Here is a 23,912-nt window from a genome sequence, read left to right on the forward strand (position 1 = left end):
CATAGGACGGCGTCCGGCCTGGTCAGCTCATGTCGAGCGTGTACGCCGCCTCCCGCACGTCGGCGTCCGGATGGCGGCGCAACCCGATCAGCAGGTCCCGCCACGGCGTCTTCCAGCCGAACTCCGACCCGCGCGCGACGAGCGCCACCGCGAACAGCCCACCGGCCAGGTCTCCGCGCCCGGCGAGGTGGGCGACGGTGCCGGCCAGGGCCGCCGGGTCGGGCCGCCGCCGCATCGTGAGCAGACGATCACCGACGCGTTGCGCGGTACGGACAGCGACCACGGGCCGGTCCGCGCAGAGCGCGGCGACCTCGTCCAGGTCGTCGAGCCGCCCGAGGTCGACGAGCAGGCCGGTGGCCGTACCCAGGAAGCCGTCCCGGCCGGCGAGCCACCGCGCGGCCTCGACCAGCCCGGCCCGGTCGGCGCCCGCGGGGCGGCTGTCGGACCACAGGGCCGCGCCCTCGGCGAGCGACTCGACGCGCCGCCGGGCGGGCCGGTCGGTCACCGGGCCGCCCGGGTCGTCGTCGGTCGCGTCCCGCTGGACCAGCCGCTCCAGCGCGGCCCGGAAGGCCTCGTCCCCACCGGCTCGCAGCAGGTTCGCCACCCCGATGCTCGGCGTCGTCTCGTCCGGGTCGGTGAGCCGGTCCACGACCAGGTCGGTGACGCCGGTCAGCCACTGCGACCACTCGCCGAGCGCGTCGAACGCGGCGCGGCGGACCTCCCGGTCGTCGGCACGGCACGCCGCCACGACCAGGCCGGCGTAGCTGCGGCGGTGCCGCTCCGAGATCCCCGACGGGTACGCGCCGAGCACCGCGCGCCGCTCCTCCCGGCTGGCGTGCACCGCCGCGCGCAGCACGGCCCAGGTCGCCTCGGGTCCCAGCCGCTGCCGGGCGGCGGAGACGATCGCCGCGCGCACGTCGCGGTGCGTGCCCGGATCGGCGTACGCCTCGCCGAGCGTCGCCATCGCGTCCACCCGCGCGTAGCGGGCCAGCAGCCGTGCGGCCTCCTTGCGGCTGGTGACCTTCGCGGCGCCGGTCAGCACCCCGCCCAGCAGTTCGGTCAGGCGGGCCGGCGGAACGTACCGGGCGGCCCGTCCGGCGGCGTACAGCGCGACGCGTGCCCGGTCGCCGTCGGCGTACCGCAGCAGCACCGGGAACGCCTCGTCCGGCCGATCGGTCCAGACCAGCGCACCCAGCGCCGCCTCGGCGACTGGCACCTCGGACGCGTCGACGTGGCGCAGCACCAGTTCGCGCCCGGCCGGGCCGGCCCCGGCTGCGGCCCGGATCGCCGCCGCCCGCTGCCACACCCGGTGACCGGAGTCGGCGATGACGCGGGCCTGCAGCGCGACGAACCGGTCCTGGTGGCGGGGGAGCCACCGCTGGGCGTGCGGGGCCGGGCCGGGCACCCACCGCTTTCCCTTCTCCACGAACCGGCCGCGCGGGGCGCGGTCCAGCACCCGGTCGAGCAGGTCGGTGCGGGAGGTGCAGACGATCGTCCACACCTCGTGGAGCGCCACCGCCGAGGCGTCGACGTCGAGCACCTCGGCGACGCGCTGCGAGCGGGTACGCGGATCGGCGAGCCACAGCCTGGTCGCCGTGTGGGCCACCGGGGGCAGGGTGTCCGGCCCGATCGCCCGGCGCAGCAGGTCCTGCAGTTCCGGCAGGCGCCAGGCCCGCCGGCCGAGCGCGTGGGTGAGCGCGAACAGCAGCCCGTACCGGGCGCGTGCCATACCGGCCTCGATCCGGCCGCGCAGCCGGTCGAACACCACAGCCTCCTGGCCGTGCCGCAGCACCGTGTCGAGGCGGCGCAGCACCGGTACGTTCGCGTCGCTGCTCACCGCGTCGATCGTGAGCAGTGCCCACTCGGCCAGCTCCGGCACGTCCACGTGGAGCGTGAGGACGTCGACGGCGAGCCGGCTCAACGCGGTGGTGGTGGTCGCCGAGGTGTCCCGCGCGTCCACCGCGTCGGTGGTGAGCCCGGTCAGTCCGCCCGCGCTCGTGGCGGTGAGCAGCGGCGCCACGCCGGCCAGCGCGGTGAGCGCGGCCGCGCGTACCGGATCCTGCTCGTTGCGCAGCCGGCCGAGCCGGACCACCACCTGGGCCACCGTGCGCGGGTCGCGGGAGCGGCGCGCCGCGGCCACCAGCAGTCGCCAGCCGTCCGCGCGCTCCTCCGCGTCGCCCGAGCGCAGCGCCGCGCTCGCCGACGCGGACGCCTGCGGCCACGGCAGGTACGCGCTCCAGAACCGCACCTGCTCCTCCCGCTCGCGGACCGCAGGCAGGGTCAGCACCCGGGCCGCCTCGCGCGCCCGCACCGGGGCCGGCAGCACCTCCATCACCGCGGTGCCGGGCAGCAGCGCGGTGGTGTCGGTGTCGGCCAGCGCGCCGTCGTACAGCTCCGCGCGGCGGCTCGGCGCGACGGCGTGCAGCAAACCGGCGAGCGCCCGGTCGCGCTCCCGCAGCCGGGCGGCGAGCGGGATCAGCTCGTCCGTGGGCAGCGCGGCGAGGCGGCGCAGCAGCGCCCGGGGCAGCGCGGTCCGGGCCAGCCAGGCCGCGCGGGCCGGGGAGACGAGCAGGCGTACGACCCGGCGCGCGTCGTGTGTGGCGAGCCGCCCGTAAGCGACGAGCGGGCCGGGCAGCGACTCCTCGGGCGCGTACGCGTCGAGCAGGTCCAGTGCCCGCGCCGGATCGCCGTGCAGCACCGCTGCGGCGACCTCCGCCCAGAGCCGCCCGCGCCTCTCGGGCGGGGCCGAGGCGAGCCGTTCACCGGTGCGCGCCAGCACGATGTCGGAGTGCGTCCGCATCAGCCGTTCCGGGTTCAGCGCGTGCTCCAGGTCGGGCAGCCAGGTCCGTACCGTCTCGGGGCCGCAGGCGGGCAGCAACGCGGCGGCCTCGTGGTCACCGAACCGCTCGCGTACCCCGATGATCAGTGCGTCGGCGACGGCCGGTGACGGCCGGCGGCGCAGCGCCCGGTAGACGCGCCGCCGCGCCTCCGCCGGCCGGTCGGTCAGGTCGGCGGGCGTCACGCCGGCCCGCACGGCGGCGGTCAGCGCGGTGGCGGCGATCGACGGCTCCGGATCGAACGTCGCGGCCAGGACGGCCGCGGTGTCCCGGGTGGCCAGCGCGGCGAGCAGCGCGAGTCGCCGCTCGTAGCTGCCGTGCCGGCGCAGGTCGGCGCAGACCTGCGCACGGTCGGGTGCGGTGCGTGCCCACGCCACGAGGCGCCGCGCCCGGTCACGGTGGGACAGCGGGTCGAGTGCGGTCAGCAGATCGCGGGTGGGGGTGAGCACGGCGCTCATTGTGCCGGTGCACGAGCGTGCGCTGCTGCCCCGCCGCACTATTCCGCAATTCCTATGGAAATTGTAGATTTTCAGCGTTCTCCCAGCTGACCGGGATTGACATTAATCGGACCGTCGGGGATATTCCTAGCGGCGCGTCGGGGCGCGGGGCGGAGCAGGCGAGGTCTGCGGACTTCACCTGCGTGACGTGCGGAAAGGTGTTCGTGCTGCCCCTGCTCCGCGGGGCCCGGGTGAGGTTGGGAAATGATTAATCGGGCCGTCGAATTCGCCAAGCACAATTCGCCGAATTCTCTGCGCGTCAAGGCCCGGCGGGCGCAGATGGAAGCGCGCAACGCCCGTATGCGACTCACCGTTCCGGTGGTGGCACGGAGCGAGTTCGCCAACATCTTCCACTGCACCGTCCGCAAGACCGGCAGCCAGTGGATCAAGGCGCTGTTCAGCGACCCGGCCGTCTACCGCCACTGCGGGCTGCTGCCGTACGACCCGCGCTTCTACGCTGGCGGGGCGACCGCACCGGTGCCGGCCGGCCGCGTGGGCCTGGCGATCTTTCTCTCCCACAAGCGGTTCGAGGCAGTGCCCAAGGCCGGCAGCTACCGCGCGTTCTTCGTGATCCGCGACCCGCGCGACGTGGTCGTGTCGAGCTACTTCTCGCTGCGCAACTCGCACGCCCCGATGGGCGACATCCCCCAGGCGCGCAAGGCCCTCCAGGAACTGCCGAAGAAGGAGGGCATGCTCTACGTCATCGACCGGCTGCGCGACAAGAAGCAGTTCGGGCAGATGCGCTCCTGGGCGGTCGCGCCGGCCGACGAGACGTTCCGGCTGTTCCGCTACGAGGACCTGACCGGCGAGCGGCAGACCGAGGAGGTCGACCAGCTCATGCGGCACTGTGGGATCACGCTGCCGCCGGCCGAGCTGGAGGCCCTGCTGGCTCGCTACAGCTTCACCAAGATGAAGAAGTCGAAGGAGACCCCGGGGCGGATCTCCCACTACCGCAAGGGCGCGTCCGGCGACTGGCGCAACCACTTCGACGACGACATCTACGCCGCGTACACGAAGGCGGCCGGCGACCTCGCGGAGATCCTCGGCTACCCCGCCCGGGACGAGTCACCCGCCCGCTGACGATCGCCGTATGCTCCTGCCGTGGAGCTGCGGTTCACCACACGCTCGTCCGACTCGGCCTGGGTCGACACCGTGTGGACCTGCGTCAGCGATCGGGTCGACGAGATGACCTCGGTGGCGACGCCGTGCTGGGGACTGGTGTTCTGGCAGCGCGACGGGCGCTCGTACGCGGCCCTCTCCGGCCCCGAGACCGCTACCGGCACCGCGCCGGTGCCCGAGGGTGCGAGCTTCGTCGGCATCGAGTTCGCGGTGGGCACCTCGCTGCGGCTCGTACCCACGCCCGCGCTTGTGGACGGCGGCGCCGAGCTGCCCGACGCGGGCCGCCGCACGTTCCGCCTCGACGGCGGCCGGTGGGAGACACCCGGCCCGGACGACGCGGAGGCGCTTGTGGAGCGGCTGGTCCGCGCCGGGGTGGTGGTCCGCGACCCGCTCGTCACCGAGGCGTTGCGCGGCGGCCGTCCACCGGCGTCACCGCGTACCCTCGAACGTCGGTTCCGGGCGGCGACCGGGCTGACCCGGGGAGCGGTGCGGCAGATCGACCGCGCGCGCCGGGCCGCCGTGCTGCTGGCCGCCGGCGGCCCGCCCGCCGACGCGGTCACCACCTTCGGGTACGTGGACGAACCGCACCTGGCCCGCGCGCTGCGCCGGTACGTCGGGCGGACGGCCGGTGAGCTGCGCGCGGGCGCCGGTGGCGCGATCGCGCTGGACCCGGCTCAGCGGGTCACGTCGTAGATGAGTTTGACGACGCCGTTGGGGTAGGCGGCGCTGTCGCGCAGACGCAGCTTCTGCCGGTCCCGGTCCGCCTGGGTGAACAGACTTTTGCCGGCGCCGAGCAGCACCGGGAAGACGAGCAGGTGGTACCGCTCGATCAGGTCCGCCTCGGCGAGACGGCGGGCGAGTTCGGCGCTGCCGTGGATGAAGATGTCGCCGCCGTCGCCCTGCTTGAGCGCGGCGACGTCGGCGGTGCTGCGCAGGACCGTCGTCGGCCCCCAGCCGTCGACCAGCGCGTCGTCGGGCAGGGTGGACGACACCACGTACTTGGGTAGGTCCCGGTAGGCGGCGTGGTCCTCGGAGTCGCGCCAGGTCGGCGCGAACGCCTCGTAGCTGCGGCGGCCGAACATCAGCGCCGTGGTCTGTGCCAACTCCTCGCCCTTGAGCGAGAACGCCTCCGGCAGGAACTCGACGTCCTTGACGACCCAGCCGCCGCTGCGGTGGTCCTCGCCCGGACCACCGCCGGGGGAGTCCACCACGCCGTCGAGCGACATGAATCCGGTGTAGACAAGATCACGCATGCGGCCATGCTAGGAACGGCCACCACCTGCCGTCTTGTACGGAACCGACACGGCTCAGCAGCCGCACGAGACGCCGGCCGGGGCGGTGAGGTCGTCGGCGGGCCGCCGGACCAGCCCCGCCTCGGTGCGTACCGGGAAACCCTCCCGCACCCAGTACTCGTACCCGCCGATCATCTCCTTGACCGGGCGGCCGAGCCGGGCGAACTCCAGCGCCGCGCGGGTGGCCCCGTTGCAGCCCGGCCCCCAGCAGTAGGTGACCACAGTGGCGCCCGGCGGGACCAGCTCGCCCGCCCGGGCGGCGATCTCCGCGGTGGGCAGGTGCACCGCGCCGGGGATGTGCCCCTGCCGCCATGCCGGTAGGGAGCGGGAGTCGACCACGACCAGGCCCGGTACGCCCGCCTCCAGGTCGGCGTGCACGTCGCTGACGTCGGCCTCGAACGAGAGCCGGGCCGCGAAGTGGGCGAGGGCGTCGGCGGGACGGGCGGCGGGGATGCGCAGGACGTTCGGCATGACCCCATCGTGGTGGCCGCCGTCCGGCCGCTCCAGTGGCGCGAGCGACGCCTGTCGCTAAGATCCCGCCATGAACCGCTCCACCGTGTCGGTGCTGGCGTACGAGGGCATGTCGGTGTTCGAGACCGGCATCGTCACCGAGGTCTTCGGCCTGCCCCGGCCGGAGTTCGACGTCCCCTGGTACGAGCTGACCGTGTGCGCGGAGACCCCCGGCGCGGTGCGGCTGGTCGGCGGCGCCACGCTGCACACCGGCCACGGACTCGACGCGTTCGCCGCCGCCGACACGCTGATCGTGCCGGGCGTCGCCGACGTGCACGCCGACCCGTCGCCCGCGCTCACCGACGCGCTCCGCGCTGCACACCGGCGCGGCGCCCGCATCGTGACGATCTGCTCGGGCGCGTTCGCCCTGGCCGGCGCGGGACTGCTCGACGGTCGCCGCGCCACCACCCACTGGCGGTACGCCGACCTGCTCGCCCGCCGCCACCCGGCGGTACGCGTCGACCCGGACGTGCTCTACGTCGACGACGGGAACATCCTCACCAGCGCCGGCAGCGCGGCCGGCCTCGACCTCTGCGTCCACTTGGTACGCCGCGACCACGGCCCGACGATCGCCAACGCGGTCGCCCGCCGGCTGGTCGTACCGCCGCACCGCGAGGGCGGCCAGGCGCAGTTCATCGAGGCGCCGGTGCCCGGCGACCCGGAGGACGACCGGCTCGCGGCGAGCATGTCCTGGGCGCTGGCGAACCTGAACACCCCGATCACCGTCGACCGGCTGGCGCGGCGGGCGCACATGTCGGCGCGTACCTACCTGCGGCACTTCGCGCGGGCCACCGGCACCAGCCCGATCCGGTGGCTGATCGACCGGCGCGTCCAGGCCAGCCTGCCGCTGCTGGAGACGACCACCGCGCCGATCGAGGAGGTCGCCACGACCGTCGGGTTCGAGACGGCCGTGACGTTCCGGCACCACTTCACCGCCGCGATGCGGACCTCGCCGTCGGCGTACCGGCGGGCCTTCACCCGGCCCGGCGGCCGCCGCGCTCACGACCCGGCGGACCCCAGCGGTACGACGTAGGAGTCGACGCGGGCGATGAGGCCGTCCCGGAACGTGAACAGGTCGTTGAAGGCGAACCGGAACGGCCCGTGCTCGACGCTGACGCCCCGGCCCTCGCCGGTGACCACGACGACCGGTCCGTCCTCGTGTACACGCTCGACGTCGAGCTGCGGGCTGCCGGTGAACGCCGGGTTCTCGATCTCGCCGTCGAACTCCGCGCGGCCCCGGGTGGTGCGGTGGCCGTGGATGACCCACTCGACGTCGTCGGTGAGCGTGGCGAGGATGCGCTCGTGGTCGCTCGCCCGGAAGCCGTCGAAGTACTCGGCGACCAGGTCACGCTGGGTTGCTCGGGTCACTGCTGTCTCCATCGTCGTGGTGTCGGAGGTGCGCGGCGAGGGCGTCGAGGATCGAGGCGAGCCCGTCGGCCGCCTGATCGGTGCGCAGCTCGGGCGGGAGCTTGCGCTGGTGCACGGTGAGGTCGGTGCCGTCTCCGGCGGGCCGCAGCGTGACTGTGGTGCGCAGGCCGGTGACCGGCTCGTCGAACACCAGCTCACGCGGCGCATCGACGGACACATAGACGAACCGCAGACGCCCGGTCCGACCGTCCGGGGCGCGGGTGTCGAGCGCGAACTCCCCGCCCGGTCGCAGGTCGACGGTCACCGAGCCTGGCGGCACCGTGGCGTGCGAGCCGCCCCAGAACGCGGCGATGCCGGACGGTGAGGTGAAGGCCGCCCACACCCGGTCCGGCGTGGCGGGCAGGTGGCGCAGCGCGATCAGTTCGTCGCCGTGGCGTTCGGTACGGGCCCTCACCGGGTCGCCTCCGGACCGGAGAGGTGCTCCTCGAGCGCGTCGAGGCGGTCGTCCCAGGCGCGACGCTGCTCGTCGATCCACGTGCTCATCCGGGCGAGCCGGTCGACGCGCAGCCGGCACGGCCGCCGCGTGCCCTCCCGTCGCTGCTCGACCAGGCCGCACCGGCGCAGGACGCCGACGTGGTGGGAGATCGCCTGCGGCGTCAGGTCGAACGGCTCACCCAGCTCGCCGACTGTGGCCTCACCCCGGGTCAGGCGGGTGACCAGGGCGCGGCGGACCGGGTCGCCGAGCGCGGCGAAGGCGAGGTCGAGGTCCGGATCGGACTGCATGCCCTCACGCTATCACAAACATTCGTTTGCGCAAACGATGGTTTGTGGTTGTATCAGAGCGCGCCTGCGCGGACGGCCTCGTAGATGGTGCTGATCGTCGGCGTGAAGCCGAGGCTGCGGGCGAGGCTGACGTCCATCTGCCCCTTCCACGGCTGACCGACCGGTTCTGCGGAGGGGGCGTAGGAGTAGCCGACGAGCTGGGACATCTCGTAGATGCTCAGGGGCGACTCGTCGGCGATGTTGACGGTGCGGTTGTCGAACGCTCCCGTGAGGGCCAGTGCGAACGCCGTGGCGATGTCGGCGTGGTGGCAGACGCTCAACCGCTGTGCCGGGTGCCAGCCCATGCCGGCCGCGAGTTCGGGCAGCGATTCGAGGTGCCCGTCCCGATCGCCGTAGATGAAGGGAAGCCGCAGGATGCCCCAGGTGAGGCCGCTGGCGCGAAGCATCTGCTCGGCTTCGATCTTGCTGGCGGGGTAGGCGAGCGTCGGCGCGACGGGGTCGTCCTCACGCCCGGGGTGCGTGCTGTCGAAGCCGTAGACGTTGGAGGTGCTGGCCAGCAGGAACCGGGCCTCCGGCGCGTGCTTTTGAACGGCGGCGATCAGGTTGCGGGTGCCGTCCCGGTTGACGGCCCAGATCTGGTCGTCGTCGCGGGTGCGGAACACGGCGGCCAGGTGGATGATCGCGGTGACGCCGTCCACGGCCGCCGGCAGGGAGTCGGGGCTGAGGACGTCACCCTCGACGCGCCGCACGCCTTCGGGGACGTCTCTTCCGGGACGGACGAGGGCGCGGCACTCGACCCCCGCCGCGGTGAGTCGTCCGAGCAGGCGGGAGCCGACGAGGCCCGTTCCGCCGGTCACGAGAACGGTCATGATCCGTGCTCCTTCCGGTAGTCGATGAGTCGTCTGGTCGCGCCGCTGAGGACGCGGTTCATGGTTTCGATGTCCGCGGGGTCGACTCCGCCGAAGGCGACTTCCGCGATCAACGCCATCGGATCGGGGAGCGAGTGCCACAGGTCCACGCCGGCCGGCGTGATGTGCAGCTGTTTCTGACGCTGGTCGGCCGGGTCGGGCACCTGTTCGATCAGCCCTTTGCGGACGAGCGCCGCGATGACCGCGCTGAGGGTCGCCCGTTCGACCTCGAGTTCGCGGGTGAGGGTGCGCTGACCGACCGGCCGGCCCTCACTCAGCCGGTACAGCACGTACCACTGGGTGTTCCCGAGATCGTAGGGGCGCAGCACGGACTCCATGAGGGCTCGGCTGGCGAAGAAGTACTTCTTCGCCCAGACGCCCGGAGCGTTCAGCTCGGAGGCGTTCATTGCGTTAGGCACCTGACAAGATTGTCAGCCGCCTAACGAAAAGTCAAGGGGTGGCTGCGCACCGGAACGTGGCGGGGTGCCCAGCCGTTGGGGGAGCAGGGGAAACGGGCGCGCCGTTTCGGGCGGCGTGGCATCGGGAACGTCGTCGGGACGGGCACGGGACGGAGGTCGACATGAGGACACCGGGTCGCCGTAGGCGGATGCTTGGCGTACCCCTGCTCGTCGCCACGCTGCTGGCCGGCGCCTGCGGCGACGGCGGCACCGCGGACCCGAGCGCGACCTCGGCGACCGCCCCCGCGACGCCGGAGGCGTCGCCGTCGTCCGGCGGGCCCGTGACCATCCCGAAGTCTGCCTTCGCCGACCTGCCGCCGGCGCTGCGCAAGAACGACGCGCAGCCGATGGAGGTCACCGACGCGCTGCCCGAACTGTGCGCCGAGGAGTTCCGCAGCGGTGGACGGTCGGTCACCGCGAGCGCCGCGATGATGAGCACCTACAAGCAGCCGAAGGACCCGCCGGAGAACGTCCCCTACGGCACGCTGCACCAGACCGTCTTCGCCTTCGAAGGAACCGGCGCCGCCGACTACCTGCGCCGGGTCCGCGGGGCGATGGAGTCCTGCCGGTCGTTCAAGGAAGCCGGCGGCACCGTCACCGTCCGGTCCCAGCCGATGGCCCGCACCGGCGACGAGGCGCTGCTGGTGACTGTCACCCGGCCGGCCACCGCCCTCGACGGCAGCCCGGCCGACGGGCAGGCCACCAGCCAGATCATCGTGATCCGGGTCGCCGACGCGGTCACCGTCGTCCACGACCAGGGCTGGGAGGGCACCAGTAACGACCCCGGGCTGGCCGACGACATCGCCGGGGCCGCGGTCCGCGGCCTCGACTCCTGGCAGCGCTGACCGCCTACCGGCGGACGTCGCTGCGGGGACAAACAGACGGGACCGACCGGTGGAGAATGGGCCGGGCCGCGACCGTCGAGCGGATGGAGCCCGCGATGGCCACACGTCCGGACGTCCTCGTCATCGGTGCCGGGGTCAGCGGCCTCAGCACCGGCATCCGCCTGGTCGAGAACGGCGCCCGGGTGCTCGTGCGCACCGCGGCGCCGCCCGCGCGGACCACGTCGGCGCTGGCCGGGGCGATGGTCGGCCCCAACCTGTCCCCGCCCGGCGACCCGCAGCGCGCCTGGACCGACGAGACGCTGCGGGTGCTCGGTGCCGAGCCGATGCCCGGCGTGGCATGGCGCGACGGCACGCTCGCCGCCCGGCCGGAAGGGGCGACGCCGCCGTACGCCGAGCAGACGCCGGGCTTCCGGCACCTGGGCGACGACGAGCGGCCCGCCGGCTTCGGCACCGCGTTCACCGTCCGGCTGCCCCTCGTCGACATGCCGGTCTACCTCGCGTACCTCCTGGCCCGCCTCCGCGACGGCGGCGGCGAGGTACGGGAGGAGCCGGTGGGCTCGCTCGACGAGGCGGCGGCGCTGGCCCCGGTCGTGGTCAACTGCGCCGGGCTGGCGGCGCGGGCCCTGACCGGCGACACCGGCCTGCACCCGGTGCGCGGGCCCCGGATCGTGGTGCGCAACCCCGGCCTGGACCGGTTCTTCATGGAGGCGCCGATGGCGCCGGCCTGGGCGTCGATCTTCCCGCACGGTGACCACGTGGTGCTCGGCGGCGGGCAGCGGCGCAGCGACGACACCACGCCCGACCCGGCCGAGGAGGCCGAGGTGATCGCCCGGTGCGCCGCCATCGAACCCGCCCTGGCCGGCGCCGACGTCCTCGAACACACAGTCGGCCTGCGTCCCGGCCGAGCGGCGCCGCGCGTGGAGGCCGAACGGCGTGGTGACGCGCTCGTCGTGCACAACTACGGCCACGCGGGCAACGGGGTGATGCTGTCCTGGGGCTGCGCGGCCGCGGCGGCGGCGCTCGCCCTCGGCGCCGCGCCGTCCGCCTGACCGCGTGATCAGGACACGGCGGCCCGCACCAGTTCGGTGAGCCTCTTCTCCACCTCCGGGCTCCACCGCATCAGCGCGAACGACGCCGGCCACATGTCGCCGTCGTCGAGGTTCGCCGCCTCCTGGAAGCCCACCGTCGAGTAGCGGTACTTGAACTTCCCCGCGTCCTGGAAGAACACGACGAGCTTGCCGTCGGCGTTCGCGTACGCGGGCATGCCGTACCAGGTCTTCGGCGACAGCTCCGGCGCGGCGGACATGATCGTCACGTGCACGCGCTCGGCCAGCTCGCGGTCCTCCGGCGCCATCTGCGCGATCCGGTCGAGCACCGCCTGGAGGTCGTCGGCCTTCTTGGCGCCCTTCTTCCCCTCGGCGCGCAGCTCGGCCGCGCGCTCCTTCATCGCGGCGCGCTCCTCGGCACTGAACCCGTCGGACATCTCGATTCCCCCTCGTGGCTTGCGGTCCGCGTGGTGCCGACCGCTGACGGCAACGCTATGGCGTGCCGGTGACCGGGCGCTTCTCGATTCCTGATCGTCTGCCGGGACCACGCCGGCGCGGCGTGGGCTCTAGCATCGCGGCCATGGCAACGCGGTTCGTGCAGATCAACATGAAGGCCCACGAGGAGGTGACGCTCGGCGGTTTCTGGGCGAAGGTGCTCGGCTGGGGGATCTCCAGCGAGGCTCCCGGAGTGACGAACCTCGAACCCGAGGGCTTCACCTACCCGGACCCCCGCTTCCTCTACGTCGATCTCGTCGTCTCCGCCGAGCCGAAGACGGCGAAGAACCGCGTCCACGTCGACCTCGCGACCACCTCGGCCGAGCACCACGCGGATCTGGTCGCGCGCCTGAGGGCTCTCGGCGCCACCCCCGCCGACGTGGGCCAGGGCGACGTGCCGTGGACGGTCCTGGCCGACCCGGAGGGCAACGAGTTCTGCGTACGGGAGCCGAACCCGCGGCACGCGGACACCGGGCCGATCGCCGAGGTGGTGGTCGACTGCGCCGACCCGCGCGTCATGGCCGACTTCTGGAGCCGGGCCACCGACTGGACCGTGCACGAGGCGACCGACGAGCAGGCCGTGCTGCGCTCCGCCCAGGGCGTCGGGCCGTACCTGCGGTTCGCCCGCAGCACCGACGCGAAGACCGGCTGGAACCGCGTCCACCTCGACGTCCGCCCCTACCCGGGCGACGAACTGGACGCCGAGGAGGCCCGGCTGCTGGCGCTCGGCGCCACCGCCGCCGGCGTCAGTGGGGCCCACATCCACTGGCGGGTGCTCGTCGACCCGGAGGGCAACGAGTTCTGCCTGCTCACCCCGGGCTGACCCGCGGACCGGGCGGGCGCGACCACCCGCCCGGCGCCGGTCAGCCCGCCCGCTCCGGTGCCCGGAACTCGTGGACCACCTCGATCGGTCCGACGATGTGCCGGTTGAACTCGTCGAGCTCCTCGGCTGGCACCCACAGCTCCAGGATCTCCCGGCCACCGACCTGCCGGACCGGGTAGCGGGCGGCGAACGCGCGCTCGACGTGGAAGCGCGTCACGTAGCCGGTGCCGGACGCCGGCACGTTCCAGTCCCGGGCGATCATGACGGCGTACTGCTCGTTGAGCACCGGATAGAAGATTGGCTGGTCCGGCAGCCGCGGCGGCCAGGCCCGCCAGCCGGAGGCGCGGACGAGGTCGAGCTCTCGTGGACCGGTCGGGCGCCACAGTGTCGTCGTCTCCGTCATCGCGTACCCCCTTCGGCGACGGTTGTGGCACCGTACCGGCGGCGCGCCGCGACCGGCCATCGGGTTTCGGCCGCAGAATCGACAGCGGATGCGATGAGTTCGCGAAGCCTCGGCGGTCCACCCGTCGACATCCCAGACAGACAGGTAGGGAGCACCGCGATGGCCACTGTCATCTCCACGCTGTTCATCTCGGCCGACGGTGTCGCCGAGATCGACCCCGACTGGCACTTCCCGTACTTCGACGACAACATGGGCCGCGCCGTCACCGAGGACTACGACACCTCCGACGTGCTGCTGATCGGCCGGGAGACGTACGACAGCTTCGCCAGCGCCTGGCCGGACCGGGAGGCCGCCGGCGGTGAGGACGCGCCGTTCGCCAAGCAGCTCGGCGACATGCGCAAGGTCGTCGTCTCGCGCCAGCCGCTGGAGTTCTCCTGGCGCAACTCCGAGCTGATCCAGGGTGACCTGACCGACGCCGTACGCGCGCTCAAGGCCGACGCCGGCATCAAGGGCATCCTCATCCCCGGCTCGATCTCGGTGGTGCAGCAACTGCTCGCCGCGGGCCTGGTGGACGAGCTGCGGCTGCTGGTGCACCCGGTCGCCGCCCGCAAGGGCCGCCGGCTGTTCGACGAGGGCGACGCGCCGTACCACCTGCGGGTGGCCGCGACCGAGGCGTACCCGACGGGCGTGATCCGGGTGATCTACACCCCGGCGCCGGCGCCGGGCGCGGTCGGCTACGACGACGTCAAGGACCAGGTGCCGGCCGGGAACTGACGATCACGGGGCCGCGGCGGGCCGGTGTGTCGTGAAAGGATCCGCCGGTGCGTCGCGCTCCGCTGCTGTTGATCCTCGCGGCCGTGTCCGCCGTCGCCCACGTCGTCGGCGTCCTGGTGGCCGCACCGCTCTGGCGCGGCGCGGAGGTGCTGAGCCTGGCGCTGCTGCTCGGCTACGCCGTCGCCGCGGGACTGCCGGCGCCGCGCTGGGCGGTGCCGGCGGCGCTCGTACCGTTGATCGTGGACGCGGTCCGCACGATGCCGGCCGAGCCGGGCGCCGGGGACGTCGGCTGGCTGGTGTACGGCAGTGGCGACAGCGGCTTCGACGTCACGGCCGGCTTCGACGCGGCGTTCGCGGGGAGCTGGGCGGCGCTGGTCGCGGTGGCGGTGCTGCTGGTCGCGTTCCGGGGTCGTGGGCGGCGCCGGCACCTGATCGCCGCGGCGGTCGCCGCCGCGCCCGTCCTCGGGTACGCGGCTGTCCGGGTCGCCGACGTCGGCGCCGCCGTGGCCGCGAGCACCCGGCTCGTGGAGGTCCGCACCGAGACCACGCTGACCCGGGTCGGCGGCCCGGGGTACGACCAGGCCGACGTCGTGCCCGCGCTCGTCCTCGCGCTGCTGCCGCCGCTGGCGCTCGCGCTCGCCGCGCTGGTGCTCGCCGTGCTGCTGGCCGGGCGGGGCCGGCGGCTCGCCGCGACCGGCGCGGCACTGCTGGCGGTGCTCGCGTTGCCGCTGCTCGACGCGGGCATCGAGGCCCTGGGCCTGCCGGACTCGGCCGACACCGCCCTGTTCGCCTGGTACGCCATCACACCCACGCGGATGCTGCCGCAGCCCGTACCGGCGCTCACGGCGGTGGTGGAGCTGGCCGCGTACCTGCTGCTCGTCGCCGGGCTGACCGGCGCGCGGCGCGCCGCACCGGCGGCCCCCGCGCCGGTCGCCCGTTGACGTCAGGCGGTCGACTCCAGCTCGTCGAAGGCCATGTTCCACCACGACTCCGGCTCCGCGAACGCGGCCGGGTCGACCGGGCGCAGGTCGTCGCGGATGGCCGCCGCCCGGGCGGCCCGCTCCCGCCCGCCCGGATCGGTGGCGATGAGCTGCCCGAGCCGGTAGAGGAACTCCACGAACGCGGCGAACGTGCTGTTCACCGTCTCCAGGTTCGGTGTCTCCAGGTCGAGCAGGATCACCGCGCCGGTGCCCGCGTCCAGGCAGAACAGCAGTGCCGGGTCCTCCGGCGAGGCGCCGAGCACGACGTACGGGCGGGGGCCCTGATCGCCCAGCTCGATCGACAGCGTGGAGAACAGCTCGACGTCGGGTACCGAGACGTCCACTGTGAACAGGATGGGCACCTCGACCGGCAGCGCGCCGTCGGGCGGGAACACCTCCGGTCCGAGCGGCCCGAGGATCGCGTCGAAGCGCTGGTCGGGGAAGTAGATGACACCCCGCTCACCCCACAAGGCGGTGAGCTGTTCGCGGGTCACTGTCACGGCTGCGCCTCGTCCTCGTCGACCTCGTCCGCCTCGTCGAGCAGGCCCTGCCGGTCGAGGAACGCGTACCACCCGTCGTCGTCGGTGACCAGCTCGGCGTAGCCGGGGCCGAGCACGTAGTAGTGCACGAACGAGTCGAGGTCGGGCGCCAGCTCCTCGAACGCGTCTCCCATGAACCACTCGGTGCCGGTCGGCGGGAAGTACCACACCGCGCCGGTCGTCCGCTCCAGGAAGATCGGCTCGTCGCTGCGCGTGCCGACGACGAGCCAGCCGCCCTTGTCCTGCGGGACGGGGGAGAAGTCGGGCGCGTAGTCGAGGAAGTACTGCACCCCGGCGAGCCGGCCGGCCGAGGCCAGTTCGAACGCGCCGGCCCGCAGGCCGTCGGCGGCGAGCAGCAGATCACGCAGGCCGGCCGGCAGGTCCGCCGGCACGTCACCGGCGTCGGCGGGCTCGCCGATCTGCGCGTACGCGAGACTGGCCGGCTCGTCCGCGGCGAGGTCCGCGCGGAGTTCGCCGAGAAGCTGCGCGAGATCGGAAGTCAATCCACTACCTCTATTCGGATCGGGGTTCCGTCCGGCAGATTCTGGATCTGCCCCCAGATCTGGGAGCCGATGTCCGTGTTGGTTCTACCATGCAGCAGCTTGAGGTTGTCGACGGTGTCCGGCCCGCCGAGCTGCAGTTCCCACACGTGGTCGGGGTGGTAGTCGCTGAGCCGTTGACTGAGCCGGTTGGCGAGGTCCTTGTCGTGCGGCCAGTACTTGTCCCAGATCTTCTGCCGGATCCGGTCCTTGTAGCCGTCGGTGATGCTCTTGTCGCGGGCAACCGGGTTGGTGGCCTTGTAGAGCTTGCCGGAGTCGCTGAGCTTCTTCAGCGCGGCCATCTTGCGCCGGAACTGGGCGGTGGCGTGGAAGTCCCGGCGCTGCACCCGCACGACCTTGGTGGGCAGGCTCCGGTTGGGCCCGGTGACCCGGACGATCGGCTTCTCCAGCTTCTCGACCGCCTTGCGGACGATCTTGCCGGCCGCCGGTTTCGCGGCGGCGCCCCGGCCGCGCCTCGGGCTAGGCATCGAGCAGTCTTCCGATCACCTGGTCGATGAGCGCGCCGACGATCTCCCGGGTGATGATCTGGAAGATCGGGATCTCGGCCAGCGAGGCGCCGAACGTGACCACGGCGGTGGCGATCGCCTGGGCGACCTGGAACGCGAGGATGGCGAGCTGCACGATCACCGCGATCTTCAGCGCCAGGACGATAGCCGCGCAGATGATCAGCCCGGTGCCGAGCAGCATGGCCGCCGGCATGCTGTCGTGCAGCACGAGCGGTCCGTTCTGCTCGCCGCCCCACCACTTCTGGAACGCCGCGATCGCCGGGCCGACGTTCTGCGTCCACACCTGTGCGGCCGCCGCGTCCACCTCACCGGCCGCCGCCCCGATCCGGCCGCCGAACTCGAGCCACGCCTGGCCCATCTCGAAGAGCTTCTCCTCGTCGGCCTGCGGCCAGGTGTAACCGATCCAGCCGAGCGCGGTGACCAGCTCACCGGGTAGTTGCAGTCCCACGGCTCACCCCAGCCCGCCGGCGAGCGAGCGCATCGTGCCCGCGCCGTCCTCGTCGACCCGCTCGTACGCGTCGGCCATCCCGGTGATGTCGGCGCCCGCCGAGGTGAACTCGTCGGCCGCCATGCCGACGCAGTCGAAGATGTAGTTCGCCACCTCGGTGTAGGCGATGCCGATCAACGAGCCGATGTCGTCGGCGCCCCACGGCTCGCCGAAGCCCTGCATCCGCGCCTCGAACGCCTCCAGCTCGCCGGCGAACCGCTTGGCGAGGTCGGTGACGCCGCGCCCGGCGGCCCGGATCAGCGGCGGGTGCACCTCGAAGCCGTCGCCGCTCATCGCTGCCCGCCCCGCGCCAGCCGCTCCTGCGCCTCGGTGAGTGCGTCGAGGAACGACCCGAGCCGGGGTACGGCGGTGTCCCGTACCTCCTGCAACTGCTCCCGCAGCTGCGACATGTCCGCCACCTGCGGGGCCGGGCCGGCGCGCAGCCCGTCGATCGCCGCGTTGACGGCGGTGACGATGTGCGCGGTGAGCTCCTCGGAGCCGAGCCGCATCAGCCGCGGCTCGACGTGCAGCGAGTGGAGCTTGCCGTCGCGTCCCATCTCGGCGCGTACCTGCCCGTCGGCCGCCTCGCCGACCGCCGGCGTTTCCGCCTCGCCCTCCGGTGGCGGACCCACCGTCCGAAGTGCCGCCATCGTGGCGTCGAGCATGCGAGTGAAGTCGCCGCTCATCGAAGGATCCGCACTCATGAGCCCTCCCCAAGGCCAAACGCCACGAGCGTAACCGAGACGGACAAAGCGATTTGGTCCCGTACGCCGCCCGATCCGTCTTGAACACCAGCCGTCCGGGCGGCCACCATCGGCGGGAACACGCGGGTACTGGTGACGGGAGCGGATCATGACGAAGGCGGACGTGGTGGTGGTCGGCGGCGGGGTGATCGGGATGACGACAGCGCTCACGCTCCAGCGGCGCGGCGCACACGTCACCGTGCTGACCGCCCACGACCCGGCCGACACCGTGTCCACGGTGGCCGCCGCGGTCTGGTACCCCAGCCACACCGAGGAGGATCCCAGGGTGCTGCGCTGGGCCCGGGACACCCACGCCGAGCTGCGCCGCCAGGCGGCCGACGGCGTGCCGGGGGTGGTCGACCGGCCCACCCGGATGTGGCTGCGCCACCGCTACGCCGGGCCGCCGTGGTGGGCCGACGCCTGCGGCGACCTGGTGGCCGAGCCGGCGGAGCCGCCGTACACCGCGCTGCTGCGGTTCACCGCCCCGTCGGTGGAGATGACCCCGTACCTCACCTGGCTGCGGCAGCGCCTGGAGGCGGGCGGCGGCCGAATCGTCCGCCGTCCCCTGGGCGCGCTCGCCGAGGCGTACGAGGTCGCGCCGGTCGTGGTGAACGCGACCGGTCTGGCCGCCGGCCGCGTCGCCGCCGACCCGGCCGTGTACCCGGCGCGCGGGCACGTCCTGCTGGTGGCGAATCCGGGCCTGACCGTCTCAGTACGCGACGAGGACGACCCGGCCGGCATCACGTACGTGCATCCGCGCCGCCACGACGTGGTGCTCGGCGGCACCTGCGAGGCGGGGGTGTGGCACACCCGCCCCGACCCGCAGGAGGCGGCCGCGATCCGGCGCCGGTGCGTGGCGCTGGTGCCGCAGCTCGCGGACGCGCCGCTGGTCGGGGAGCGGATCGGGCTGCGCCCGGCCCGGCACGGCGGCCCCCGCGTCGAGGTGGACCCGGCGGACGGACGGCTGGTGCACGCGTACGGGCACGGCGGCGCGGGGGTGACGCTGTCCTGGGGCTGCGCCGCCGAGGTGGCGGATCTCGTCCTGGGCGGCTGACCGCCGCGCCCGCACACCCGCACTGACCTGGGGGATTACCGGGGCCGGTCAGCGGGCACCACTGGTGGATGGACCAGAAGGTGATGGTGTTCGCCCCGGCCCCGCTGTTGACTGTGACGATCGAGCAGCAGGGCGACGTACCCGAGCTGCACCTGCACCCCGGCGGGCAGGGGGTGTGGCAGACCCGGATGATCGCCGCGCTCGGCGTACCGGTGACCCTGTGCGTGGGCCTCGGCGGCGAGGTCGGCGACGCGGTCCGCAAGCTGCTCGACGACGAGGAGGTCACGGTACGGGTGGTCCGGCGGGAATCCGGCACCGGCTGGTACGTGCACGACAGGCGCGACGGCGAGCGGGTCGAGATCGCCGAGCACCCGGGCGCGCCGATGGTGCGGCACGACATCGACGAGCTGTACACGGTGACGCTCACCGAAGGGCTGCGTGCCCCGGTCAGCGTGCTCAGCGGGCCGGCCGACCCGCAGGTGGTGGACCCGGACATCTACCGCCGGCTCGCCGCCGACCTGGGCGCCAACGGCGGCACGGTGGTGGCGGACCTGTCCGGGCCGTACCTGGAGGCCGTGCTCGACGGCGGGGTGAGCGTGCTGAAGGTCAGCCACGAGGAACTGCTCGACGACGGCCTCGCCAAGGACGACAGCGTCGAGGCGCTGCGCGACGCCGGCCGCCGCTGCCAGGAGCGCGGCGCACGGACGGTGCTGATCAGCCGCGCCGGGGAGCCGGCGCTGGCGCTGCCGGAGGACGGCGAGCCGCTGCTGGTGCACGCCCCGCCGCTGGAACTGGCCGACCACCGGGGCGCCGGCGACTCGATGACCGCCGGGGTGGCGGCGGTGCTGGCCCGGGGCGGCGACATGCGGGAGGCGCTGCACGTCGGCGCCGCCGCCGGAGCGCTCAACGTGACCCGGCACGGGCTGGGCACCGGCCGGGCCGAGGCGGTACGCGAACTGGCCGGCCGGGTGCGGCTGACCCCGCTGGACGGTGGCGACGATGACGGCTGACCGGCCGCCCCGGGTGCTGGTGACGAACGACGACGGCGTGCACGCCCCCGGCATCCGCGCGCTGGCCCGGGCCGCGTACGAGCGCGGGCTGGACGTGGTGGTCGCGGCGCCGGAGGCCGAGGCGAGCGGGATGAGCGCGGCGCTGTCCGCGGTGACCGAGGACGGGCGTCTGGTGTTCCGCGAGACCGAGCTGGACGGGCTGCCCGACGTGCCGGCGTACGCGGTGGCCGCCTCCCCGGCCTACATCGCGGTGCTGGCCGGGCTCGGGGTGTTCGGGCCGGTCCCGGATCTGCTGCTGTCCGGCATCAACCGGGGCGCGAACGCGGGCCACGCGGTCCTGCACTCCGGCACTGTCGGCGCGGCGCTGACCGCCGGGAACAACGGTATTCGCGCGCTCGCCGTGTCGCTCGACGTGCTCACCCCGGCGGCGGCGAGCGCCGGCAGCGGCGGCGCGGCGATCGCGGTGCTGGACAGCGTGGACGACGAGTCCCGCCACTGGTCGAGCGCCGCCGAGCTGGCCGCGACGCTGCTGCCGTGGCTGGCCGAGGCGGACCCGGGCACCGTGCTCAACCTCAACGTGCCCGACCTGCCGGCCGACCAGGTGGCCGGGCTGCGCCGGGCGACCCTGGCGCCGTTCGGCCAGGTGCAGGTTTCGATCGCCGAGCGGGGCGAGGGCTTCGTGCGGACGGCGGTCGAGGAGAACGCGGTCCGCGCGGTCCCCGGCACCGACATCGCCTGGCTGGCCGACGGGTACGCCGCCGTGACCGCGATCCGGGCGCTGGGCCACCTGCCCGACGTGGAGCTTCCGGTCGACGGCTGAGGACGGCTCCGCCCCGCCACCGTCGTACGGATGGCGGGACGGAACCGGTCGTTCACTCGCCGGCGGCGCGCCTGCGGTCGGCCTCGGCGTCGGCGGCGCCCACCGGGGTGCCGTCGCTGTCCCGGTCGGCCCGGGACAGGTCCACGTCGGCGCCGGCCCGGGCGGCGTCCGCCGCCGCGTCGTCGGCGCCGACGACCTCACCGCCGCCGGTCTCCCCGTCGTCCGGGACCAACTGCCCGGCAGTGGCCAGCCCGATCGGTGCGTACCTGGGGTCGGTCATCTCGTCCTCCTCACCAGTGCTCCTGCGGAAAGCGGTACCCCGGGACGGGACGCGGCACACGCGTGGACTCATGTAAGGAACTCCGGTGCTTGATCAGCGCGGGGGTCCTGGGATTGCATGAGCATCCCGGTTGGTCCGGTGGGTGGCGTCGAGTTGGGGTCTGAGGGAGAGCCTCGTACCGCTGATTGCCACCGCTGGTCTGGCCACGGATGCCCCGGATGAGGGAAGTGGGTCGGCCCTGTTGAGGTCGGGCCCGGTTGCAGCACATGAGTGGGAGCCGTCGTCGGATTGCTCTGCCTCCTTGGGACCGTGGCTGTTGTGCGGTGTTCCCGCGCGGATCGCCGGAGTAGGTGGTTGGTCGGTGCGCGGGAGGCGGCAAGTGCAGCGCAGGTTGGTCGGTATCGATCTGGGGATCGCGTCGGCGCACACGGTGCGGGTGCGTGACGAGGCCGGGCAGGAGGTGTGCAGGCGGCGGTGCGAGCCGACGCTGCAGAGTCTGACCGCGATTGAGACGGCGGCGCTGGCAGGCGCCGAGGCCGGGACTCGGTTGGAGGTGGTGATGGAGCCGACCGGGCCAGCGTGGTTGCCGATCGCGGTGTTCTTTACCGCCCGCGGGCATCTGGTGTTCCGGGTGTCGAGTGCGAAGGCCGCGGATCTGCGTCGATTCCTGTCGCGGCATGCGAAGTCCAACGGCATCGACGCGGACACCCTGGCCCGGCTGCCGTTGATCGATCCGGACGGGTTGCGGCCCCTGGAACTGCCGGATGCGGCCGCGGCGGCACTGGACCGGCGGGTGCGGGCGTGTGATCGGCTGACGATGGCCGCGTCCGAGCACAAGGTGCGGATCAAGGACCTGGTCCGGCAGGTGAGGCCGTGCACGCCGCTGACCGGTGATCTGGGCAAGGCCGATCTGGCGGTGCTGGAACGCTACGCCGACCCGCGTGCGCTGCTACGGCTCGGGCGGGCCCGGCTGACCGCGCTGATTGTCAAAGCGTCGAACAACCACCAGGGTCAGGCGCGGGCCGAGTTGTGGCTGGTCGCCGCCCGGGCCGCGGTCGACCTCTACGGTGAGCATCCGGCGGTCGCGTTCAGCGACCTGGCCGCGGAGATCGCGACCGAGGTGCGGCTGCTACGCGCCATCGACGCCGAACTGGCCTCGCACGCGGCCGAGCGGGAATCCTGTTACCGGTGGGTGGACCCGATGCAGCTGGCCCGCAGCCTGCCCGGCCTGGCCGAGGTCGGCGGACCGGCAATGACCGCGGTGATCGGTGACGCCGCCCGGTTCCCGACGGCGGCGCACTTCAAGTCCTACCTCGGACTCGCGCCGCGGGCGTCGGAGACCGGTGACACCAACCGCAAGGGCCAGCCGATGTCCAAGGCCGGCTCCCGGCTCGCCAGGGCCACCCTGATCCGGGCCGCGGACTGGGCCCGCAAGCAGGATCCCCAGCTCGCGCGGGTCTACCACCAGCAGATGGTCGAACGCGGCGCCGAGCACCTCAAGGCCAGCTGCGTCGTCGCGGCCCGGCTCGCCGAACGGCTCTGGGCCGTGATGCGCCGCCGCATGCCTTACGTGATCTGCGACCTCGACGGCACCCCGGTCACCCCACAGCAGGCGAAACAGCTCATCACCGAACAGTGGACCGTCCCCGCCAGCGTCCGCGCCCGCCGGCGCAGCACCAAAACCACCGACACGAAGGCGGGGAAGGCCCCTCAACGAGTCCTCGCGGGACATGTCAGGTCAGACGCGCAAAGCGCCGACAAACGAGGCGACCTTCCCCGCCAACGATCGTCCAACCAGCCGACCTACAAGGTCAAGCCGGCCACCACCTTGACAGCCGATCCCCGATAGGGAATCAGCGGTCCCGGTCGAGGAAGTCCAGGGTGACCGCGGCGAACAGCGGCGACTGGTCGATGTCGTAGTGGGTCAGGCCGGGCAGGATCGCCAGCGCGTGCCCGCCCGCCGGGCGGCCCTCGCCCGTCCAGCCGCCGTCGCGGAGGCCGCCGTCGAGCAGCCCGAACACCTCGACGAAGTGGCTCGGCGGGGCCATGTCGGCGTCGGCGGCGACCACGAGTGTCGGCACCCGCAGGGCGCGTACCTGCTCGGTGAAGTCGAAGTCCTTCCGCATCGCCTCGCCGATCTTGTCGAGCAGCCGGGGGAAGTCCTCCGGACGCGGCGCGACCCGCTGGTACAGCTCGTACATCGGCGTGTCCTTCATGTACTCGGCCGCCGCGGCGTTCACCTGCCCCTGCTGCGCCAGCAGTTCCGGGTACACGGCGTCACGGCGGATGTGCGCGGACGCGGCGACCAGCCGGCCCACCTTCTCCGGGTGCCGGAAACCGGTGTGCAGGGCGACGCCGCCGCCGAGGGAGAAGCCGACCACGTCCGGGCGGTCCAGCCCGAGGTGGTCGATGAGCGCGGCGACGTCGTCGGCCATCAGCGCCATGTCGAGCGGCCGGTCCACGTCGGCGGTGCGGCCGTGGCCCTGGAGGTCCACCACGACGACCTGGTGCTTCGCGGCCAGCGTGGGCAGGATCGGCGCGAACATCTCACCCGAGGTGAGGCCGCCGTGCAGCAGGATCATCGGCCGCCCGGCACCGTGCGTCTCGTAGTACAGGTGGACGCCGTTGACGTCGGCGTACCGCCCCGGGGCGTGGGTCTCGTCGCGCTGCGCTGTGGTCATCGGTGCTCCTCGGACGTGGTGACCTGACGACAGTTGGACCGCGCGGGCCGGGCGTACTCATCGGCACGGGCTCGAACGTGCTCGCGTTCACGCA

The 23,912-nt window shown here is 73.4% G+C and carries 30 protein-coding genes; 12 read left to right on the forward strand and 18 right to left on the reverse strand.

Annotated elements, in window-relative coordinates; genetic code table 11:
* Positions 1–22 precede the first annotated feature (22 nt).
* On the reverse strand, positions 23–3,295 hold the full coding sequence (locus ACQP26_RS10145) for a hypothetical protein (protein ID WP_269700872.1): 3,273 nt from the start codon (positions 3,293–3,295) through the stop codon (positions 23–25).
* 243 nt (positions 3,296–3,538) lie between these two features.
* On the opposite strand from ACQP26_RS10145, the gene ACQP26_RS10150 reads away from it, so the two are divergent.
* Together ACQP26_RS10150 and ACQP26_RS10155 are read left to right on the forward strand one after the other, a co-directional pair.
* Complete coding sequence (locus ACQP26_RS10150) at positions 3,539–4,414, forward strand: sulfotransferase domain-containing protein (protein ID WP_269700870.1); 876 nt, start codon at positions 3,539–3,541, stop codon at positions 4,412–4,414.
* 21 nt (positions 4,415–4,435) lie between these two features.
* Positions 4,436–5,146, forward strand: a complete 711-nt coding sequence (locus ACQP26_RS10155; protein ID WP_269700868.1) for a helix-turn-helix domain-containing protein — start codon at positions 4,436–4,438, stop codon at positions 5,144–5,146.
* Here the strand turns inward: ACQP26_RS10155 and ACQP26_RS10160 are convergent.
* Positions 5,128–5,706, reverse strand: coding sequence for a dihydrofolate reductase family protein (locus tag ACQP26_RS10160; protein WP_269700866.1), 579 nt, complete (start codon positions 5,704–5,706; stop codon positions 5,128–5,130). The two genes, ACQP26_RS10155 and ACQP26_RS10160, sit on opposite strands and share 19 nt — an antisense overlap.
* A gap of 54 nt (positions 5,707–5,760) precedes the next feature.
* A complete protein-coding gene (locus ACQP26_RS10165; RefSeq protein ID WP_269700864.1) occupies positions 5,761–6,216 on the reverse strand; it encodes a rhodanese-like domain-containing protein in 456 nt (151 codons plus the stop codon).
* Positions 6,217–6,286: 70 nt separating this feature from the next.
* On the opposite strand from ACQP26_RS10165, the gene ftrA reads away from it, so the two are divergent.
* Complete coding sequence (ftrA, locus tag ACQP26_RS10170) at positions 6,287–7,288, forward strand: transcriptional regulator FtrA (protein ID WP_269700862.1); 1,002 nt, start codon at positions 6,287–6,289, stop codon at positions 7,286–7,288.
* On the opposite strand, the gene ACQP26_RS10175 is transcribed toward ftrA, so the two are convergent.
* The 5 genes from ACQP26_RS10175 to ACQP26_RS10195 are packed head-to-tail and all read right to left on the reverse strand — an operon-like array spanning position 7,255 to position 9,721.
* A complete protein-coding gene (locus ACQP26_RS10175) occupies positions 7,255–7,623 on the reverse strand; it encodes a nuclear transport factor 2 family protein (RefSeq protein WP_269700860.1) in 369 nt (122 codons plus the stop codon). The two genes, ftrA and ACQP26_RS10175, sit on opposite strands and share 34 nt — an antisense overlap.
* Positions 7,601–8,077, reverse strand: a complete 477-nt coding sequence (locus ACQP26_RS10180) for an SRPBCC family protein (protein WP_269700858.1) — start codon at positions 8,075–8,077, stop codon at positions 7,601–7,603. Before ACQP26_RS10180 ends, ACQP26_RS10175 begins: the two co-directional genes overlap by 23 nt.
* Positions 8,074–8,406: an ArsR/SmtB family transcription factor gene (locus ACQP26_RS10185; RefSeq protein ID WP_433495558.1), complete on the reverse strand. Its 333-nt coding sequence runs from the start codon at positions 8,404–8,406 to the stop codon at positions 8,074–8,076. The genes ACQP26_RS10180 and ACQP26_RS10185 overlap by 4 nt, the downstream gene beginning before the upstream one ends.
* Before the next feature lie 53 nt (positions 8,407–8,459).
* Positions 8,460–9,275 (reverse strand): NAD-dependent epimerase/dehydratase family protein, encoded by an 816-nt coding sequence (locus tag ACQP26_RS10190; protein ID WP_433495559.1) that lies wholly within the window; start codon positions 9,273–9,275, stop codon positions 8,460–8,462.
* A complete protein-coding gene (locus ACQP26_RS10195; RefSeq protein ID WP_433495560.1) occupies positions 9,272–9,721 on the reverse strand; it encodes a MarR family winged helix-turn-helix transcriptional regulator in 450 nt (149 codons plus the stop codon). The genes ACQP26_RS10190 and ACQP26_RS10195 overlap by 4 nt, the downstream gene beginning before the upstream one ends.
* 200 nt (positions 9,722–9,921) lie before the next feature.
* On the opposite strand from ACQP26_RS10195, the gene ACQP26_RS10200 reads away from it, so the two are divergent.
* Positions 9,922–10,617 (forward strand): hypothetical protein, encoded by a 696-nt coding sequence (locus ACQP26_RS10200; RefSeq protein ID WP_433495561.1) that lies wholly within the window; start codon positions 9,922–9,924, stop codon positions 10,615–10,617.
* 95 nt (positions 10,618–10,712) lie between these two features.
* Positions 10,713–11,666, forward strand: a complete 954-nt coding sequence (locus ACQP26_RS10205) for an FAD-dependent oxidoreductase (protein ID WP_433495562.1) — start codon at positions 10,713–10,715, stop codon at positions 11,664–11,666.
* 8 nt (positions 11,667–11,674) lie between these two features.
* Here the strand turns inward: ACQP26_RS10205 and ACQP26_RS10210 are convergent, their stop codons facing one another.
* Positions 11,675–12,100 carry an iron chaperone gene (locus ACQP26_RS10210; RefSeq protein ID WP_269700850.1) on the reverse strand — a complete coding sequence of 142 codons (426 nt, stop codon included), beginning with the start codon at positions 12,098–12,100 and terminating at the stop codon, positions 11,675–11,677.
* A 143-nt stretch (positions 12,101–12,243) separates the two neighbouring features.
* Between ACQP26_RS10210 and ACQP26_RS10215 the strand changes: the two genes are divergently transcribed.
* A complete protein-coding gene (locus ACQP26_RS10215; protein WP_433495563.1) occupies positions 12,244–12,981 on the forward strand; it encodes a VOC family protein in 738 nt (245 codons plus the stop codon).
* Positions 12,982–13,021: 40 nt separating this feature from the next.
* Here ACQP26_RS10215 and ACQP26_RS10220 read toward each other — a convergent pair whose 3' ends face one another.
* Positions 13,022–13,384 carry an ADP-ribosylation/crystallin J1 gene (locus tag ACQP26_RS10220; RefSeq protein WP_433495564.1) on the reverse strand — a complete coding sequence of 121 codons (363 nt, stop codon included), beginning with the start codon at positions 13,382–13,384 and terminating at the stop codon, positions 13,022–13,024.
* Between the two features lie 159 nt (positions 13,385–13,543).
* Between ACQP26_RS10220 and ACQP26_RS10225 the strand changes: the two genes are divergently transcribed.
* Both ACQP26_RS10225 and ACQP26_RS10230 read left to right on the forward strand, forming a co-directional pair.
* On the forward strand, positions 13,544–14,158 hold the full coding sequence (locus ACQP26_RS10225) for a dihydrofolate reductase family protein (protein ID WP_433495565.1): 615 nt from the start codon (positions 13,544–13,546) through the stop codon (positions 14,156–14,158).
* A gap of 47 nt (positions 14,159–14,205) precedes the next feature.
* Positions 14,206–15,099 carry a hypothetical protein gene (locus ACQP26_RS10230; RefSeq protein ID WP_433495566.1) on the forward strand — a complete coding sequence of 298 codons (894 nt, stop codon included), beginning with the start codon at positions 14,206–14,208 and terminating at the stop codon, positions 15,097–15,099.
* Between the two features lie 2 nt (positions 15,100–15,101).
* Here ACQP26_RS10230 and ACQP26_RS10235 read toward each other — a convergent pair whose 3' ends face one another.
* Genes ACQP26_RS10235 through ACQP26_RS10260 form a run of 6 tightly spaced genes read right to left on the reverse strand, consistent with a single transcriptional unit; the run spans position 15,102 to position 17,934 of the window.
* The gene (locus ACQP26_RS10235) at positions 15,102–15,638 is read right to left on the reverse strand and encodes an SUKH-4 family immunity protein (protein ID WP_269700841.1); all 537 of its coding nucleotides are present in this window, start codon (positions 15,636–15,638) and stop codon (positions 15,102–15,104) included.
* Positions 15,635–16,180, reverse strand: a complete 546-nt coding sequence (locus ACQP26_RS10240; RefSeq protein ID WP_281578471.1) for an SUKH-4 family immunity protein — start codon at positions 16,178–16,180, stop codon at positions 15,635–15,637. The genes ACQP26_RS10235 and ACQP26_RS10240 overlap by 4 nt, the downstream gene beginning before the upstream one ends.
* Entirely contained in the window at positions 16,177–16,704 is a 528-nt protein-coding gene (locus ACQP26_RS10245) for an endonuclease (protein WP_269700837.1), read from the reverse strand. Before ACQP26_RS10245 ends, ACQP26_RS10240 begins: the two co-directional genes overlap by 4 nt.
* The gene (locus tag ACQP26_RS10250; RefSeq protein WP_281578470.1) at positions 16,697–17,191 is read right to left on the reverse strand and encodes a hypothetical protein; all 495 of its coding nucleotides are present in this window, start codon (positions 17,189–17,191) and stop codon (positions 16,697–16,699) included. The genes ACQP26_RS10245 and ACQP26_RS10250 overlap by 8 nt, the downstream gene beginning before the upstream one ends.
* Positions 17,192–17,194: 3 nt before the next feature.
* Entirely contained in the window at positions 17,195–17,524 is a 330-nt protein-coding gene (locus ACQP26_RS10255; protein WP_433495567.1) for a hypothetical protein, read from the reverse strand.
* A complete protein-coding gene (locus ACQP26_RS10260; protein WP_433495568.1) occupies positions 17,521–17,934 on the reverse strand; it encodes a YbaB/EbfC family nucleoid-associated protein in 414 nt (137 codons plus the stop codon). Before ACQP26_RS10260 ends, ACQP26_RS10255 begins: the two co-directional genes overlap by 4 nt.
* A 148-nt stretch (positions 17,935–18,082) precedes the next feature.
* On the opposite strand from ACQP26_RS10260, the gene ACQP26_RS10265 reads away from it, so the two are divergent.
* From ACQP26_RS10265 to surE, 3 genes are all read left to right on the forward strand, one after another.
* Positions 18,083–19,027: an FAD-dependent oxidoreductase gene (locus tag ACQP26_RS10265; protein ID WP_433495569.1), complete on the forward strand. Its 945-nt coding sequence runs from the start codon at positions 18,083–18,085 to the stop codon at positions 19,025–19,027.
* Positions 19,028–19,095: 68 nt separating this feature from the next.
* On the forward strand, positions 19,096–20,037 hold the full coding sequence (locus ACQP26_RS10270; protein WP_433495570.1) for a 1-phosphofructokinase family hexose kinase: 942 nt from the start codon (positions 19,096–19,098) through the stop codon (positions 20,035–20,037).
* Complete coding sequence (surE, locus tag ACQP26_RS10275; protein ID WP_281578466.1) at positions 20,027–20,857, forward strand: 5'/3'-nucleotidase SurE; 831 nt, start codon at positions 20,027–20,029, stop codon at positions 20,855–20,857. The genes ACQP26_RS10270 and surE overlap by 11 nt, the downstream gene beginning before the upstream one ends.
* Positions 20,858–20,909: 52 nt before the next feature.
* Here surE and ACQP26_RS10280 read toward each other — a convergent pair whose 3' ends face one another.
* Positions 20,910–21,137 (reverse strand): hypothetical protein, encoded by a 228-nt coding sequence (locus tag ACQP26_RS10280; protein ID WP_269700829.1) that lies wholly within the window; start codon positions 21,135–21,137, stop codon positions 20,910–20,912.
* Between the two features lie 301 nt (positions 21,138–21,438).
* On the opposite strand from ACQP26_RS10280, the gene ACQP26_RS10285 reads away from it, so the two are divergent.
* On the forward strand, positions 21,439–22,986 hold the full coding sequence (locus tag ACQP26_RS10285; RefSeq protein WP_433493753.1) for an IS110 family transposase: 1,548 nt from the start codon (positions 21,439–21,441) through the stop codon (positions 22,984–22,986).
* 4 nt (positions 22,987–22,990) lie between these two features.
* On the opposite strand, the gene ACQP26_RS10290 is transcribed toward ACQP26_RS10285, so the two are convergent.
* Positions 22,991–23,818, reverse strand: a complete 828-nt coding sequence (locus ACQP26_RS10290; RefSeq protein ID WP_281578465.1) for an alpha/beta fold hydrolase — start codon at positions 23,816–23,818, stop codon at positions 22,991–22,993.
* Positions 23,819–23,912 lie beyond the last annotated feature (94 nt).

Origin of the sequence: Micromonospora sp. CA-248089, from assembly GCF_050948515.1 — a bacterium.
Classification (GTDB): Bacteria; Actinomycetota; Actinomycetes; order Mycobacteriales; family Micromonosporaceae; genus Micromonospora.